Consider the following 15,628-nt stretch of genomic DNA (forward strand, 5'->3'; position numbering starts at 1 on the left):
TTTCAGTGGCTAGTTTCACCACAAAATCCTGGGTTAGCGCTATGGCTAAACCGGGGTTTATGCTATACTTGATTAGAATTTATCATGAATTTTAACCCGATAATAACGGAATAATTTAGAGCGAGGGAAGGCTTTTATTTTATGGCAGACAAACCAAGTTTTTACATTACAACACCGATCTACTACCCATCTGGGCGGTTACATATCGGGAACTCTTACACCACGATTGCGTGTGACACGGTTGCACGTTACAAGCGTAGCAACGGTTACGACGTTTTCTTTTTGACCGGGACCGACGAACATGGTCTGAAGATCGAAGACAAGGCTCAATCACAAGGCCAAACGCCCCAAGAATACGTGGATGGCATGGCTAAAGGCATCAAGGAACTCTGGAAGACGCTGGAGATCTCTAACGATAAATTTATCCGGACGACCGACAAGGAACACGTGGCCGCCGTTCAGGAAGTTTTTGAACGCCTGTTGAAGCAGGGCGACATTTACCTGGGTGAATACGAAGGTTGGTACTCCGAGGATGACGAAGAATACTTTACCGAAACGCAGCTCGCCGAAGTTTACCATGATGACAATGGTAAGGTCATCGGTGGGAAGGCGCCTTCTGGCCACGAAGTTTCCCTGGTTAAGGAACAATCGTACTTCTTCAAGATGAGCAAGTACGCGGACTGGCTGTTAGACTTCTACCACAGCCATCCCCACTTCATCCAACCAGAATCTCGGATGACGGAAATGATCAACAACTTCATTAAACCAGGCCTGGAAGACCTCGCCGTTTCCCGGACGACCTTCACCTGGGGGGTGCCGGTCAAGAGCAATCCTAAGCACGTGGTTTACGTGTGGATCGATGCCTTGCTCAACTATATCACCGCTTTAGGCTACGCCAGCGATGACGACGGTCTCTTCAAGAAGTTCTGGCCTGCCAACGTCCAAATGGTGGGTAAGGAAATCGTGCGGTTCCACTCTATTTACTGGCCAATCGTGTTGCACGCCTTGGGTATCGAAGCCCCAGACGAATTGTTTGCTCACGGCTGGTTATTAATGAAGGACGGCAAGATGTCCAAGTCTAAGGGGAATGTCATTTACCCCGAAACCTTGGTCGACCGGTACGGCTTGGATGCGCTGCGGTACTACCTGATGCGCGCCATGCCTTACGGAAACGACGGGACCTTTACGCCCGAAGACTTCGTGGACCGGTTGAACTATGATTTGGCCAACGACCTGGGGAACCTGTTGAACCGGACCGTTGCCATGATCAACAAGTACGAAGACGGCAAGCTGCCCGAATTCAAGGCTGGCGTGACGGCCTTTGATAAGGACCTCGAAGCCACGGCCGAGACGGTTATCGCCAACTACCATGACTTAATGGACAAGATGCACTTTGCCGATGCCCTGGCTGAAATCTGGAAACTGGTTTCCCGGACCAACAAATACATTGACGAAACGGAACCTTGGAACTTAGCCAAGGACGACAGCAAGGCAGATGACTTGGCCGCTGTGATGGCCCACTTAGCTGCCAGCTTACGGGTCATTGCCACGCTGATCAGCCCGGTCATGACTCATGCGCCAAAGGAAATCTTTGCCCAATTAGGCTTAGATCCAGCCACGCTGACCATGACCGACCTCAAGTTGGCCGACTTACCAGCTGGTAAGCAGGTCGTTGCCAAGGGGACCCCAATTTTCCCTCGGATCGACGTGCAAGAAGAAGTGGACTTCATCCAAGGCCAGATGACCAAGTCTGAAAAGACCAAGGGTCGGGCCGCCATGGCAGCGAAGGCCCAAGCGCAACAAGAAGCCGCTCAGGCCGACGTTGCTGAAGACCTGACGCTGAACAAGCCAGAGATTCGCTTCGATAAATTTGAAAAGATTGAACTGCGGGTCGCTGAAATCAAGGCGGTCGACCACGTTAAAGGGGCCGACAAACTGCTGAAGTTCCAGCTGGACGCTGGGGACCAAGGGAACCGCCAGATCTTATCTGGGATTGCCGAATGGTATCCAGAACCACAAGAATTAGTGGGCAAGAAGGTCGTGATTGTGGCCAACTTGAAGCCACGGAAGATGCGTGGGGAAGTCAGTCAGGGGATGTTGTTGTCCGCTGAACATGACGGCCAAGTCGAGTTATTGACCCTGCCAAGCTCCATGGTCAACGGTTCCGACGTCAGCTAGGGGTTACCTTCTGCTGCGCCGCGCCTCCGGGCTGGTGAAAATGGGCCGTGGCGCTGTGGGCGCGCGTCTGAAGCCTGAGAAGCGGTCTTCAGACTTACTTTGAGCCTCTGAGAAACGAGTCTCAAAGATAGCAGTTGCCTAAGCGGTAAACCGCTAAGGCAACTCCCACGGCTGAGCCCATTTTCACCAGCCCTGCGGCTGACATGGTGTTAACCCGTAGCTCACTGACGTAGGTGTTGGCAATGGCGGATGGTATTGTTAGCATGCCACACATAGCTTGTGGAGTGTTAGGTATTCCAGCCTGTGAAGTGGGCTTCCACCTCAACTTTGCGCCTGAAAAGCGGTCGCAAAGGTTGTCCCATGGGCTAAGCTGAGAAAATCGCTCAGCTAAGACCATCGACACAGCTGGTCACTTTGGCCCGCCTCTGGTCACTAACATTGACTGCGTGGCCCATTTTCACCAGCCCTACGGCTGACATAGTGTTAACCCGTAGCTCACTGACATAGGTGTTGGCAATGGCTGATGGTATTGCCAGCTCAGCATAACTGCATATAGTCTGTGGGCTGGTGGCAGTAACACCGGTAGCCAGTAGGGGTAACACTTCACACAAACAAAATAAAACCATAACCAAAACGTGGGCGGCGGATCGATGAGACGCCGGCTGCGTTTTGTTCGTTTACTAAATCAAACTAAGGTAAAGGAGAATGACGATGAAAATCTTTGATTCACATACACATTTGAACAGCGAAGAGTTCATCAACGATGTGCCTGGCTTCTTGAAGCGGGCTGCCGATTTGGGTGTCGTCAAGATGACCAATATTGGGTCGAACACGCAGCTGAACGCTGACGCCATCAAGTTGGCCCACCAGTATCCGCAGCTGTACGCCGCCGTTGGTTGGCACCCCGAAGATTCTAAGAACTACGACGCTGCGGCTGAAAAGTTGTTGGAAGAACAGCTCGCCGATGACCGGGTCGTTGCGCTGGGTGAAATTGGGTTGGACTATCACTGGGACACGTCGCCCCGGGATGTTCAGCGGAAAGTCTTTGCCCGGCAGATTGCGATTGCCAAGGAAGTGGGCAAGCCCATCGCCGTGCACAACCGGGATGCCTTTGAAGACACCTACCAAATCATTAAGGATGCCGACATCAGCGAAATCGGGGGCGTCATGCACAGTTTTAACGGTGACCCCGAGTGGCTGAAGAAGTTCCTTGACTTGGGGATGCACATCTCGTATTCTGGCGTTGCTAGCTTCAAGAACGCCCACGAGGTCCACGACGCCGTTCGCGCGACGCCACTGGATGTCATGATGGTCGAGACCGACGCCCCTTACCTGACGCCGGAACCGCACCGCGGCGAGCAGAACGAGCCTGGCTTCACCCGCTACACGGTCGAAGCCATTGCTAAGGAACGCGCGACCACGCCGGAAGAAATTGCGGCTGCCACGTTTAAGAACGCAGAGGAGTTTTACAAAATTAATGAAAAAGATTAAAGAGGTCCTCGTCGTTGAGGGCAAAGATGATACCAAACAAATCAATCGTGCAGTCAACGCCGACACCATTGAGACCCGGGGCTCCGCGATTGATGAGGACACGTTAGCCTTGATTCAAAAATTAGCGGACCAACGGGGCATTATTATTTTCACCGATCCGGATTTTTCTGGGGAAAAGATTCGAAAAATTGTGGCCGAGGCGGTGCCCAATGCCAAGCATGCCTTTCTCCCCAAGAAGGAAGGGCGTCCGGACAAGGCCGGTGGCTCATTAGGCGTAGAGCATGCCAGTCCAGAAGCCATTCGGGCGGCACTGGATCACGTTTACACGGAAACGACCGCTGCGCCAACCCTGATTACCCACGAAGACTTGATGGCCGCTGGCCTGATTGGTGGCGCGGGGGCCAAGGAACGGCGGGAGCAGCTGGGCGAACTGTTACAGATTGGCTACGTGAATGGAAAGCAGCTCGAGAAACGACTGCGGATGTTTGGGATTCAGCCGGCTGATTTTGCGGCCGCCCTCAAGCAGGTGCGCGCAAAGGAGGATAAATAATGATGAATGAAGTACCCGAAATTGGGTCACCAGCCCGGACTAAGGCGATTCTGAACCGGTACCATCTGGTGGCGAAGAAGAGTCTGGGACAGAACTTCCTGTCCGACCTGAATATCTTGCGGAACATTGTGGCCGCTGGGGATGTCACCGACCAGGACAACGTCATTGAAATTGGCCCTGGGATCGGTGCCCTGACGGAACAGATTGCCAAGCGGGCCCACAAGGTCGTGGCCTTTGAAATTGATGAAAACCTGTTGCCAGTCCTGGACGAGACGTTGATGGATTACGACAACGTCAAGGTCATCAACCAGGATATCCTGAAGGCTAATTTGCCAGAGGTCGTGGCGGCTGAATTTGAACCGGGCCATCCCCTGAAGCTGGTTGCCAACCTGCCATACTACATCACGACCCCCATCCTGATGGGCGTGCTCCAAAGCACGGTCGATTTCGATGCTATCGTGGTCATGATGCAGGCCGAAGTGGCCGACCGGCTGGTGGCAGAGCCGGGGACGAAGGCTTACGGGTCCTTGTCCGTGGTCATGCAGTACCGGGCGCACGTTGAGGTTGCCTTTAGCGTGCCGCGCACGGCCTTCATTCCACAACCGAATGTTGACTCCGCAATCATTCGCTTAACGCCGCGGGAGCCGCTACCAGTTAATCCGTACGAAGACAAAGCCCTGTTTAGTTTTGTTAAGGGATGCTTTGCCCACCGGCGGAAATCCTTGTGGAACAATTTGCAAGGCATCTTCGGCAAGCAACCGGAAGTCCGCGAACGAATTGAAGTTGTCTTAAATCAAACCGGAATTTCGCGTCAGCTACGGCCAGAACGCTTAACGCTGGTAAATTTCATTGAATTGACGAACGCTTTCCACAATGAAGGGCTTATGTAACCCTTACCAACTGTGGATTCTTGCGGTTTGATGGCTGTTGTGGTATAATTTGCAATTTCTGTGAAACGGTGCTATAATTGTTTCACAGAGGTGAAGTGCATGCCAACAAGTTTAGCGAACATTAAGAACAAACTGGACGATCGTATCGGCGAAAAGTTGATGGTGATTGCCCAGGCCGGTCGTAAGAAAACGACAGAGCGGCATGGAATTCTTCGGGAAACCTATCCAGCCGTTTTCGTGGTGGATTTAGACCAAAACGAAAATTCGTTCGAACGGGTTTCATACAGCTATACCGATATTTTAACTAAAAACATCGAAGTTGACTTTGATGAACAATAATTGGGCCAATTAGGCCTTTTTATTTTGCCCAATTTTTTGACAGACTGACCTGACCGTGAAGCGTGTGTCAAGGCCGGTAGTGGCGCTTAATCCCGCTAACTACCTGGCTTTTGACACACGCTTTTTATTTTGGCTAAAACCATAGTATAATAGGCTTAATTAGAATTACGAGAACGGTAGGCAACCTACCTAGTAGAATTCAGGTGAGCACATGCAACTGATTGAAAAGGCGCCAGCTAAGATAAACCTCGGGCTTGACACCCCGTACCACCATCAGGATGGGGCGGAGGAGTGGAACATGGTCATGACGTCCGTGGACTTGGCCGACTATGTCGAAATTCAAACATTAACCAAGCACAAACGCATCCGGGTCGCCTCGGATAGCGGCTTTTTACCAAATGATCAGCGGAACCTAGCCTTTCAGGCCGCCCATTTGCTGCAAACAAACTACCACATTGATGAGGGGGTCAATATTCGCATCAAGAAAAATATTCCGGTAGCGGCCGGTTTGGGTGGTGGATCATCGGATGCCGCTGCGGTCCTACGCGGACTGAATCAGGCCTGGTCGTTGGGCCTAAGCTGGCAGGAACTGGCCGAGCTGGGTCTCCAGATTGACTCGGACGTGCCGTACTGCGTTTACGGACGGACGGCCCACGTCCGCGGGCGGGGCGAGCGAATCACCCCGCTGTCCAAGCTACCGGCGGCCTGGGTCGTTTTGGCCAAGCCCAAGGTGAGTGTTTCCACGCCGACGATTTTGCAGCAGATTCGTTACGACAACCTGGAACACCCAGACATTGAGGCGCTGCTGCGAGCCGTCCGGGACCAGGATATCGACGGGATGTGTGCCGTCATGGGCAATGCCTTGGAACCGCTCACAGCGCACCGCTACCCCGAAATCACCCAGTTGAAGCAACAGATGATGAAGTTCGGCGCCGATGCCGCGCAAATGAGTGGCACGGGGCCCACGGTCTTTGGTCTGTGCAGCAAGCAATCACGGGCCCAACGGGTCTTTAACGGCATGAAAGGGTTCTGTCGTGAAGTGTATTTGGTGCGGCCGTTGCCTTAGTTGCTTTAGGGATTAGTTGTTTCTTTTTTAAGTGAATTGATGGTCGTTTAGTACGGGCTATTTTGTTTAGGCCTGGTAACTTACGTGTGCTATATTGAATGCTAAGGAGGCGAAGCTAGTCATGAAACTCAAAGAAATATATTCATCTGATTTTATCAGTCAGTTTGGTGAAAACGCTGACGGCTTTGGTCAATTATTATTGCTTCCCTCTTCTCCGTACATTGATTTAAAAAAAATTGCGGAATTACTTGGCATTAAACTCAATTATGTTCATTTACCAGATAACCATTCTGGGGAGTTTGACGAAGCTAATCAAACGATTAAAATTAACCAAAATCATCCTGACACACGCAATCGATTTACAATTGCCCATGAAATTGGTCATGATGTTTTAGGCCATCACGGGATTTCGCTACGTTCAACTGCCCTCGGTTCTTATGAAAGTGTCTTAGAGAAAAGTAATGAGATGGCGGCGAATAACTTTGCAGCGACTTTATTAATGCCTAGAAAGTTATTGGTGAAATTAGTGAATGAAACAATCAACCGACTTGGGTTAGATGACGCTGGGTTAACCAAGCAGCAAGTTGGTGAAGTGACTAAAATCATTTCTCAAGAGTTGGCGGTATCTGAGGAGACCATGACTTATCGTCTTCAGAACGTCAGAATGTTTGTGAAGAGGGATGACTAAGGAAATATATGATGAGGTTCAAACGCGTTTAAAGGATATTCCGCTCTTCACTGAGGCTGAAATTAAAATTGTTGTGAAACCGGACTTACGGGAAACAAGCGATAATCAAAATGCGCTAACTAATTTAGCACAATATGGTGATTTTGATCATTATCATATTGAGAAACTAGTTTATTGCCCGAACACTGATCCAGAAGCCGCATTTGAGCAAGTCGCCCAAACTGTAGAAGCGATCAACCAAGACCTAGCGCATGGAAAAATTGAGAATTGGCATATCTTTTACTTGTACAAGGAACTAATTCAAAAGTTAGTTCAGGATAGAAGTGAAGGATATTTTAATTACTTCAGAGGCCAGTTTGATGATTGGCCGTTGATCCCCAGCTTATTCCGGGGGAACACCAAAAAGTCTTTCATTAGTTCATACGATAGGATTTATAATGACATTGCTAAGGAGTATCCTGATATTTTGAGTTATATTCCTTACGCTGAAAGTCAGGCGGAGGCGCGTGCTGAACAATTAGCGATGCTCCAGCATTATGGTATGCGAACAAGTCTGCTGGATATTACGCAGAATCCATTTATTGCGTTACAGTTTATGGTTTTGGGATTTGAGACGGCTAAACATTGGCATTACAGTTCGTTTGACATGTACTGCATCGATGAAGAAAAACATGCTGAGTCTAATATTTTCGTTGCCGTCGTCAAAAATGACCGTAATAAACGCATTAAAGCTCAAAAGGGGCCCTTTTTTGATTATGATTATTTGAATGACATTCGAGTAACCAATATTCAAAAAATCCCGAGACTGAAGATTAGACTAGATTACGATATGAGTGGTGTTAGTGAAGCATTACAGAAGCAACAGATAGAGTTCACGGGTTTAGCGAGATTTCTAAAGGAATCTGAGAAGAAGGCTGAGGCTTCGACGGTCGCCATGCAGAATCAGCTAGCTGAAAATATTAAAATGATTACGGAAATTCGTGAAAAAAGTCCGGAATTGATTAAGGATAGATTGAGTTATTTGCTGAGTCGAGATATTAGTCATAAGTTACGTGAGTATTTTTACTTGGAGAAAAATCTTTTTCCCGATTTCGATAAATACATTTCGTATTTGCAACAGCGAAATATTGAGCCAACAGAAAGATTAAATCGTTAGGAGCGAAGAGCCATCAATGCAGAGGAGATTTTTCAAGCCATTCAGGATGATCCGGCCAACCAGCAGTTTACCCAGCAAGGGATTCTGCCACTTTACCACGTTGACCCCCAGGCGGAAATCCTGTTGGTTAGTCAGGCGCCCAGCCGGCAAGCGCAGGCGTCCATGACCTTTTGGGATGACGCCAGTGGGAATCGGCTACGGGACTGGATGGGCGTCACCAAGGACCAATTTTACAATTCCGGTAAATTGGCCGTGTTGCCCCTGGACTTTTACTATCCGGGCAAGCACGTACACGGGGGCGACCTGCCGCCACGCAAGGGCTTTGCGGACAAGTGGCATGCGCCGCTTCTGGCGTTGATGCCTAACATCAAGCTGACCCTGTTGATTGGTCAGTATGCCCAGAAATACTATCTCCCCAAACGCGAGAAGACGTTGACGGCAACGGTCGAGCACTATGCGGATTATTTGCCAGCGTTTTTCCCACTGGTCCATCCGTCACCGCTAAATTATGGCTGGATGCACCAACACCCGTGGTTTGTAGAGTCGGTGGTGCCGGAATTGCAGACCCGTGTTGGTGAGATTATCTCATAAAATTTGTTAGCAAAGGAGGTGTCTGGGCATTTGTCCTGGACACCTCCTTTTTAGGTGAAGCGCTAGAAAGTCACGCTAGCCAAAATAATCCAAACCAGGATGCCGCCGTATAGGAGTCGGTCGCGTTTCGTCAAAGAAACTTGGCGGCGTAGACGGTCGACCAGGTAAACACCGACAAGCAAGACAAAATCAAAAATCATCACGACGGTCGTTGTAAACGTGTTTGGCAGGGCGAATTGGAGGATCATTAGTTTGCTCAGAAGAAACACGCCAGCGAGGAGGCTGATGAGAACCAGACTATGATGGTACTGGTGTCGGAGGTGCATCGTACTCACGTTCCTTTCCTTACGCGCACAAGCCGCAATTAGCTAAAGCTATTGTTAGCTATGCCTATTATGCCGCCGAAGACTAGTCAATGATCAGTGGGAGCAACGGTCAGTAAAGGACCCCCGCGCAACTAAAAAATTCCCGTACCACTAACGACTCTCGGGTCGCTGGTAGTGTGGGGATTTTTGGTAAAAACGTAACTTAGAGCGTCACAGTCACCGTGTTGCCAGTGAGGGCAGCTTGGGTGACGTGGCCATTTTCGTGAACGTGTACGGTGGCTGAACCCGTCAAACCGGTCGTGGTCACAACCAGTTCGTTGCCGTGACGGTCAACGGTGACCTTTCCCGCATCCTGGCCTTTTTGGTCGACAACCGCAACGGTCGTGGTGCCTTCGTGCATGTCGTAGAGGTGGATGTCAAGATCCTTGGTGAAGTCATAGTCGGCGTGAACGGCCTGAGGATTGCGCAACAGAATCGTGTTTTCCCGGGCCAGAACAGGGAGGTCTAACTCGCTGTAGTCCTTGCTGAACCATTTGCCATCAGTGACGTCGTAAACTTCGCTGTCGTCAATAATGCTGGTCCACTTGCCGGCTGGCAGGTAGAGGTTGACGTGGCCTTCATGGTTGAAGACGGGGGCAACCAGGATTTGGCTCCCCAACATGTACTGGTTATCCAGGGTGTGGGCGGTGAGGTCTTCGGTAAAGTCGAACCACATTGGCCGCATCAGGGGATTGCCGTAAGCCGTGTTGTGGGCGGCCTGGGTGTACAGGTAAGGCATCAGGGATAACTTGAGATTCACGAACTTCCGTGTATTTTCAACGGCTTCGTCATCGAAGTTCCAAGGCACTCGGTAAACATTGCTACCGTGGTACCGACTGTGAGAAGATAGCAGGCCAAATTGGGTCCACCGCTTGTACAGGTCGGCGGTTGGCGTGTCGGGACCGTCTTCGAACCCACCAATATCGTGGCTCCAGAAGGCGAAGCCGGAACTCAGGAAGGACAGCCCACCGTGTAAGGTGTCGGCCATATTCTTAAAGGTCGACAGTGCGTCACCACCCCAGTGAACGGGGAACTTCTGTGAACCAACCGTGGCAGAGCGGGCAAAGACGACCGCTTCATCTTCACCCTTGGCAGCGACAATCGTGTCGTAAACGGCCTGGTTGTATTGCAGGGTGTAGTAGTTATGTTCGCGCTTGGGGTCGGAGCCGTCGAAGAAGACCGCGTCGTCTACCGGAATCCGTTCGCCAAAGTCGGTCTTGAAGCAGTCTACGCCCATGTCAATCAGCGCTTGGAGCTTGTCTTGGTACCATTTAACGGCGGCGGGGTTGGTGAAGTCGACGAAGGCGTTGCCGGCTTGCCAGAGATCCCATTGCCAAATGTTGCCATTCTCGCGTTTGACGAAGTAACCGTTCTTCTTGCCCTCTTCAAACATCTTCCCCTTTTGGGCGATGTAGGGGTTGATCCAGACACAGACCTTGATGCCGCGATCATGAATCTTCTTGATCAAGCCTTCAGGGTCGGGGAACTCATCGCGGTCCCATTCCATGTTGGACCACTCGAACCCCTTTTGCCAGAAGCAGTCAAAGTGGAAAACGTCCAGCGGAATGTCGTGGTCCTTCATGCCATCAATGAACTTCATGACGGTTTCTTCACTGTAATCAGTGGTGAAGGAGGTCGTCAGCCAAAGGCCAAATGACCAAGCGGGTGGCAGCTGGGTCTTACCGGTCAATTCCGTGTAACGGTGCAGAATCTCTTGGGGTGTTGGGCCGTAGATCACGTAGTATTGTAAGGATTGGCCCTCGGTACTAAATTGCACGCGGTCAACGTTTTCGGAAGTGATTTCAAAGTCGACGGGTTGTGGTTGGTCCACGAAGACCCCGTAGCCGGCATCCGTTAAGTAGAAGGGGATGTTCTTGTAAGATTGTTCAGAGGCCGTGCCACCATCTTGGTTATCGATGCGGACTTCTTGGCCGTTCTTGATGAAGTTACCGAAGCGTTCGCCGAGACCGTAAACCTTGTCGTCTACGCCAACGTTCAGCTGTTCACGCATGTAGTCCAGGTTGGTGTCCTTGTCGTGAATCACGCCTTGGGCCTTGTCCAGTGACTGCGTTAATAGGTGATCACCATGTAAGAAGTCTAATTGGAAGGCTTGCTTAAAGGGGATGCGAGCGGTCAGTCCGCCTGTGGTAAAGGTCAGCTCGTTGTCACCCGTAGTGATGGCCACGTCCGGGTTCTGATCGGTAATGTGGTAGGAAGGTCCCTGCGTATCCTGATCGAAGTGGGTCAGCTTCACGCCAATCACACCTTCAATCGGGGAGGTCAGGTCAATCGTACTCATCCCCAAGTTCAGTTCATCGCCACGTTCGTTGATGAATTTGAAGGGGGCGTACAGGGTTAACTGCCGGTCCGTCTGCTGGTAATCGAAAACTTCTCGTGGTGAGTCAATCTGATATTGTGGCCGATCTAACCAATAGCCATTCGTAAACTTCATGGATAAACACCTCTTAGATTTTTTAGAAAATTGAATTTCTTAATCGACACCAACAGTGTACGGGGAATTTTACAAAATGTCAACGCTTTCACAAAGAGAATTTATCCTGGCTGAGTGTGGCGGACTGCCTATAGAGGTAAGAAAAAGTGGGCGATAAATTGCCAACCGGTTGCGCTGACCAATTATAACAAAACGGCTACATCAGGCCTAACCGAATTGATAACAGTCCTAGGCCAATTACCTAAAAATTTAAGAATTGACCATTTAACTAGACCCTACCAGGCTTTTACCCACCGTATTCACCCCCAAAGTCGTTCAACCCGTAAATTTGTCGTTGACAAGTGAAAACGGTTACAGTAAACTGTGATTTGAAAATTGAATTTCCTTGAATGCCGACGATTCAAACGCAAGACAATTGATTCAACCAAATAATGAGGTGTGTACTTATGAGTGAAAATGCTCCTAAAGTCGCGGTCGCCGAGAAGAACATGGTGCCGTGGAACGAACGAATTGCCTATAGCTTTAGTGACTTTGCCTGCAACCTGTCCTTCCAAATGGTCGGGACGTACTTAATGATTTTCTACACGGATACGTTTGGTATCAGTGCCGCGGCAGTGGGGACGTTGTTTCTGGTCGCCCGAATCGTGGATGCCTTTGATGGGCCATTCTGGGGAATCATGATCGACCACACGCATACCAAGTGGGGGAAGAGCCGACCGTACTGGTTATGGTTCTCGATACCGTTTGCGGTGTTCTGTGTGTTAGTCTTCACCACGCCCAATATGAGCCTGACCTGGAAATTGGTCTGGGCCTACGTGACTTACATCGGGGTCGACGTGCTGTACTCAGCCGTTAACATTCCGATTACTTCGATTTTGCCATCATTAACCAGCAATCCTCAAGAACGGGTCACGTTATCCACGATTTGGCAATTCATGGGGACGGCCGGTGCCACCATTATTACCGGGATCACGCTGACCATGGTTGCCTTCTTCGGCCACGGGTCAACCACGAGTGCCCGCGGCTGGTTCATCTGGGCCTTGATTGTCGGTATCATTGTGGTTATCATCTTTGGATTCGTCTTCAAGAACACGACGGAACGGGTCCAAACCAAGAGTTCTCGACAATCCATTCCAATCAAGGAATCTCTGAAGGCCTTGAAGCGTAACTGGCCTTGGGCCATCATCATCTTCATTAATTTCATCTACTGGATGGGGATGCAGACGCGGTCACAAGTCACGGTTTACTTCTTTAAGTACAACATGCACGATGCCAAATTGGCTTCCTTCGTGTTGAGTCTACAAATGGTTGCGCTGGTCGCCGTGGTCTTAACGCCATGGACGTCCAAAATGATTGGTAAACGGAACACGATGCTTGGTGGGATGATTCTCGCCGTGGTGGGGCAATTACTTTTGAGCCTGGGTGCCACGCATCTGAGTGTGCCAATGATTATCTTTGCCACCATCGTCGGTTACCTGGGGACTGGGTACGTTTCCGGTCTGATTGCCGTGATGTTAGCCGATGCTGTGGACTACGGAGAATGGAAGAACGGCGTCCGCGCTGAAGGAATTGTTACCTCTTTCTCTAGTTTTAGTGCTAAATTAGGTATGGGGATTGGTGGGGTCATCACCGGTTGGATTTTGACCGGGAGTGGCTACGTTGCCAACCATACGCAATCGGCTGCGGCCTTACGCGGAATCGAATTGAACTACATTTGGGTTCCCCTGTTGGGCTTCGCACTTTCCGGGATTGCTTTGATGTTCTACCACGTTGACGGCATTGAAAAACAAATGCAAAGTGAGTTAGCAGAAAAGCACGCCCGTGAAAACGCAGAGGACGGCGAATAACTAGATAAAGTGAGTGAACGGCATGATTATTAACAAGGACGTGATGCGTGATCACAACGAAAGGTCTGTCCTGCAGACCATCGTGAATCACGGACCGATTTCGCGGTCAGAAATTTCTAAATTGTTAGGGTTAAATAAGGTCTCGGTGTCAGACATCGTGGGCACGTTTAGCGACCGCAAATTAGTTCTGAGTCAGGGCGAAGCTACCTCCAATCAGGGGAGTGGCCGCCGTGCCGAGTTGGTGGCCTTTAACGCCACTTACGGCTATGTCATCAACTTCAGTATTTCCGGTGAAAAGCTGGAAATGCTGGTGACCCAGCTGGATGGGCGGGCCCTGGAATACAACGAAAGTCCCATTAGTCACCTTGCCGTAAAGGAAATTGTGGCGAAGATGGTCGATATGATCGGTCAATTGCCGAGTTTCAAGGCGGAGAACGGTCTTCAAGCCATCTCCATCGCCATCTTCGGGGTCGTTTATGAAAATGAAATCGTGACGTCGCCCTTCGTGGATTTCGCTGATTTCGACCTGGTCGGCTACTTTAAGCGCCGCTACCACGTGCCCATCATCTTGGAAAACGAAGCCAATCTGGCCGCCGTTTTCGAACAGGACTTCAGTAAGCAGGAACTGCAGAGCATCGTTGCCATCAGTATTCATGAGGGTATCGGGGCCGGCATCCTGGTCAACAAGCAGCTCTACCGAGGAAATTACGGGCGCGCTGGTGAAGTCGGTCACATCATGATTCAGGACACGGGGCGGAAACGCCAGCGCTTAGCCCAGCTGCCAAGCTTCGATGAGGAGTGGTCGGAAACGGCTTTGCTCAAGAAGGCGGCCCAAATCAAGGGCGTTGAGCAGTTCACCTTGACCGAGTTAGTCGCGGCGGCCAATCAAAACGATCCGGAGATTTCTGGACTACTTGAGGAGCTGTGCTACCACCTGGCCATCGTGACCAGCGACTTGATTGTCGCCTACGATCCACAGATGATTTTCTTCAACTCACCGTTGGTTGAACAACTACCAGAAATTTTAAAAAACATTCAGATGAAATTGAGCTTTATGCCATTGGTCCCACCACTGGTGATGTCTAAGGATGTGAAGTATGCCACCTTACTGGGCGGCGCTTCCTTGGCGATTCATGAGGTGCTGGCAATGCCCGGCACGCGGCTGATTTTTCACCATTAGAACCAGCAAAGTGGTCCGCAAGCTCATTCCTTGGGTTTGCTGGGCCACTTTTCTTTTTTAGACTGGTTTGGGGATGGGGTTGTATGTGATTTGCCGCCTACGGCCTCTGGGGACTCCGCCTTCTGTGGGGAGCGCTTGCGGCCTGCGGGGCGGTCCTCCAGCTCGGTTTGAAGCCGGGAAATCGCCGTCTCCAAACACGTCCCATGGTGTAAGCCCGGGGAAGTTCACCCCGGACTAACACCATCGACACAGAAGACTGCGTCCCCAGCTGCCTGCGGCTCTTGGTTGTGGCCCGACCAGTCTAGGGGTTCGGGGCCCAACAAACCAGTCTGGCTGGTTCTTGGCTTCACTAGTTTGGAGATTGGGTTGTGAATGACTTGACGCCTGCGGCCTCTGGGTACTCCGCCTTCTGTGGGGAGCGCTTGCGGCCTGCGGGGCGGTCCTCCAGCTCGGTTTGAAGCCGAAAGCCCGTCGTCTCCAAACGCGTCCCATGGTGTAAGCCCGGGGAAATTCGCCCCGGACTAACACCATCGACACAGAAGGCTGCGTACCCAGCTGCCTCCGGCTCTTGGTGGCGGCCCGACCAGTCTAGTGGTTGGGGACTAAGTAAGCAGGTCTGGTTGGTTTTTGAATTTGCTGGTTTTGCTGGTGAAATTGGCTAGTGACTGTGTCCGGACTGGTCTAATTGAGTGTGAATCATTAAATTAGCTAATTAATGTGTCACTGTGATGAACAGAAAGATGATGTCATTCAAGGCTGTGGTGAAAGTCAGGCGTCCATATGAGTGACCAGAGGCGGGCCAAAATGACCAGCTGTGTCGGTGGTCTTAACTGAG

At 50.6% G+C, this 15,628-nt stretch carries 13 protein-coding genes; 11 read left to right on the plus strand and 2 right to left on the minus strand.

Going from position 1 to position 15,628, the window contains the following annotated elements:
• The first annotated feature begins 141 nt into the window (after nt 1-141).
• The 9 genes from metG to EKM84_RS09120 all read left to right on the plus strand — a co-directional run bounded on the left by metG (nt 142) and on the right by EKM84_RS09120 (nt 8,949).
• On the plus strand, nt 142-2,178 hold the full coding sequence (gene metG, locus EKM84_RS09080) for a methionine--tRNA ligase (protein WP_125765452.1): 2,037 nt from the start codon (nt 142-144) through the stop codon (nt 2,176-2,178).
• Nucleotides 2,179-2,889: 711 nt separating this feature from the next.
• Complete coding sequence (locus EKM84_RS09085) at nt 2,890-3,669, plus strand: TatD family hydrolase (RefSeq protein ID WP_125765453.1); 780 nt, start codon at nt 2,890-2,892, stop codon at nt 3,667-3,669.
• Nucleotides 3,656-4,219 (plus strand): ribonuclease M5, encoded by a 564-nt coding sequence (gene rnmV / locus EKM84_RS09090; RefSeq protein ID WP_125765454.1) that lies wholly within the window; start codon nt 3,656-3,658, stop codon nt 4,217-4,219. Before EKM84_RS09085 ends, rnmV begins: the two co-directional genes overlap by 14 nt.
• Nucleotides 4,220-4,221: 2 nt before the next feature.
• The gene (gene rsmA, locus EKM84_RS09095; RefSeq protein WP_125765522.1) at nt 4,222-5,109 is read left to right on the plus strand and encodes a 16S rRNA (adenine(1518)-N(6)/adenine(1519)-N(6))-dimethyltransferase RsmA; all 888 of its coding nucleotides are present in this window, start codon (nt 4,222-4,224) and stop codon (nt 5,107-5,109) included.
• A 99-nt stretch (nt 5,110-5,208) separates the two neighbouring features.
• The gene (locus EKM84_RS09100; RefSeq protein ID WP_125765455.1) at nt 5,209-5,448 is read left to right on the plus strand and encodes a Veg family protein; all 240 of its coding nucleotides are present in this window, start codon (nt 5,209-5,211) and stop codon (nt 5,446-5,448) included.
• Nucleotides 5,449-5,659: 211 nt separating this feature from the next.
• On the plus strand, nt 5,660-6,514 hold the full coding sequence (gene ispE, locus EKM84_RS09105) for a 4-(cytidine 5'-diphospho)-2-C-methyl-D-erythritol kinase (protein WP_125765456.1): 855 nt from the start codon (nt 5,660-5,662) through the stop codon (nt 6,512-6,514).
• Between the two features lie 121 nt (nt 6,515-6,635).
• Nucleotides 6,636-7,202, plus strand: a complete 567-nt coding sequence (locus EKM84_RS09110) for an ImmA/IrrE family metallo-endopeptidase (RefSeq protein ID WP_125765457.1) — start codon at nt 6,636-6,638, stop codon at nt 7,200-7,202.
• Nucleotides 7,195-8,358, plus strand: coding sequence for an FRG domain-containing protein (locus tag EKM84_RS09115; RefSeq protein ID WP_125765458.1), 1,164 nt, complete (start codon nt 7,195-7,197; stop codon nt 8,356-8,358). The genes EKM84_RS09110 and EKM84_RS09115 overlap by 8 nt, the downstream gene beginning before the upstream one ends.
• Nucleotides 8,359-8,481: 123 nt before the next feature.
• Complete coding sequence (locus EKM84_RS09120) at nt 8,482-8,949, plus strand: uracil-DNA glycosylase family protein (RefSeq protein ID WP_318531078.1); 468 nt, start codon at nt 8,482-8,484, stop codon at nt 8,947-8,949.
• Nucleotides 8,950-9,011: 62 nt separating this feature from the next.
• On the opposite strand, the gene EKM84_RS09125 is transcribed toward EKM84_RS09120, so the two are convergent.
• Nucleotides 9,012-9,275, minus strand: coding sequence for a hypothetical protein (locus EKM84_RS09125; protein ID WP_125765460.1), 264 nt, complete (start codon nt 9,273-9,275; stop codon nt 9,012-9,014).
• A 202-nt stretch (nt 9,276-9,477) separates the two neighbouring features.
• Nucleotides 9,478-11,766, minus strand: a complete 2,289-nt coding sequence (yicI, locus tag EKM84_RS09130) for an alpha-xylosidase (protein WP_125765461.1) — start codon at nt 11,764-11,766, stop codon at nt 9,478-9,480.
• Between the two features lie 446 nt (nt 11,767-12,212).
• Between yicI and EKM84_RS09135 the strand changes: the two genes are divergently transcribed.
• Entirely contained in the window at nt 12,213-13,613 is a 1,401-nt protein-coding gene (locus tag EKM84_RS09135) for an MFS transporter (protein ID WP_125765462.1), read from the plus strand.
• A 22-nt stretch (nt 13,614-13,635) separates the two neighbouring features.
• Nucleotides 13,636-14,793, plus strand: coding sequence for an ROK family transcriptional regulator (locus EKM84_RS09140; RefSeq protein ID WP_125765463.1), 1,158 nt, complete (start codon nt 13,636-13,638; stop codon nt 14,791-14,793).
• The last annotated feature ends 835 nt before the right edge of the window (nt 14,794-15,628 follow it).

Origin of the sequence: Levilactobacillus mulengensis, from assembly GCF_003946045.1 — a bacterium.
GTDB lineage: Bacteria > Bacillota > Bacilli > Lactobacillales > Lactobacillaceae > Levilactobacillus > Levilactobacillus mulengensis.

Coding starts and splice junctions, on each gene's coding strand:
- metG (WP_125765452.1), top strand. CDS start 142: ATGGCAGACAAACCAAGTTTTTACATTACAACACCGATCTACTACCCA.
- EKM84_RS09085 (WP_125765453.1), top strand. CDS start 2,890: ATGAAAATCTTTGATTCACATACACATTTGAACAGCGAAGAGTTCATC.
- rnmV (WP_125765454.1), top strand. CDS start 3,656: ATGAAAAAGATTAAAGAGGTCCTCGTCGTTGAGGGCAAAGATGATACC.
- rsmA (WP_125765522.1), top strand. CDS start 4,222: ATGAATGAAGTACCCGAAATTGGGTCACCAGCCCGGACTAAGGCGATT.
- EKM84_RS09100 (WP_125765455.1), top strand. CDS start 5,209: ATGCCAACAAGTTTAGCGAACATTAAGAACAAACTGGACGATCGTATC.
- ispE (WP_125765456.1), top strand. CDS start 5,660: ATGCAACTGATTGAAAAGGCGCCAGCTAAGATAAACCTCGGGCTTGAC.
- EKM84_RS09110 (WP_125765457.1), top strand. CDS start 6,636: ATGAAACTCAAAGAAATATATTCATCTGATTTTATCAGTCAGTTTGGT.
- EKM84_RS09115 (WP_125765458.1), top strand. CDS start 7,195: ATGACTAAGGAAATATATGATGAGGTTCAAACGCGTTTAAAGGATATT.
- EKM84_RS09125 (WP_125765460.1), bottom strand. CDS start 9,275: ATGCACCTCCGACACCAGTACCATCATAGTCTGGTTCTCATCAGCCTC.
- yicI (WP_125765461.1), bottom strand. CDS start 11,766: ATGAAGTTTACGAATGGCTATTGGTTAGATCGGCCACAATATCAGATT.
- EKM84_RS09135 (WP_125765462.1), top strand. CDS start 12,213: ATGAGTGAAAATGCTCCTAAAGTCGCGGTCGCCGAGAAGAACATGGTG.
- EKM84_RS09140 (WP_125765463.1), top strand. CDS start 13,636: ATGATTATTAACAAGGACGTGATGCGTGATCACAACGAAAGGTCTGTC.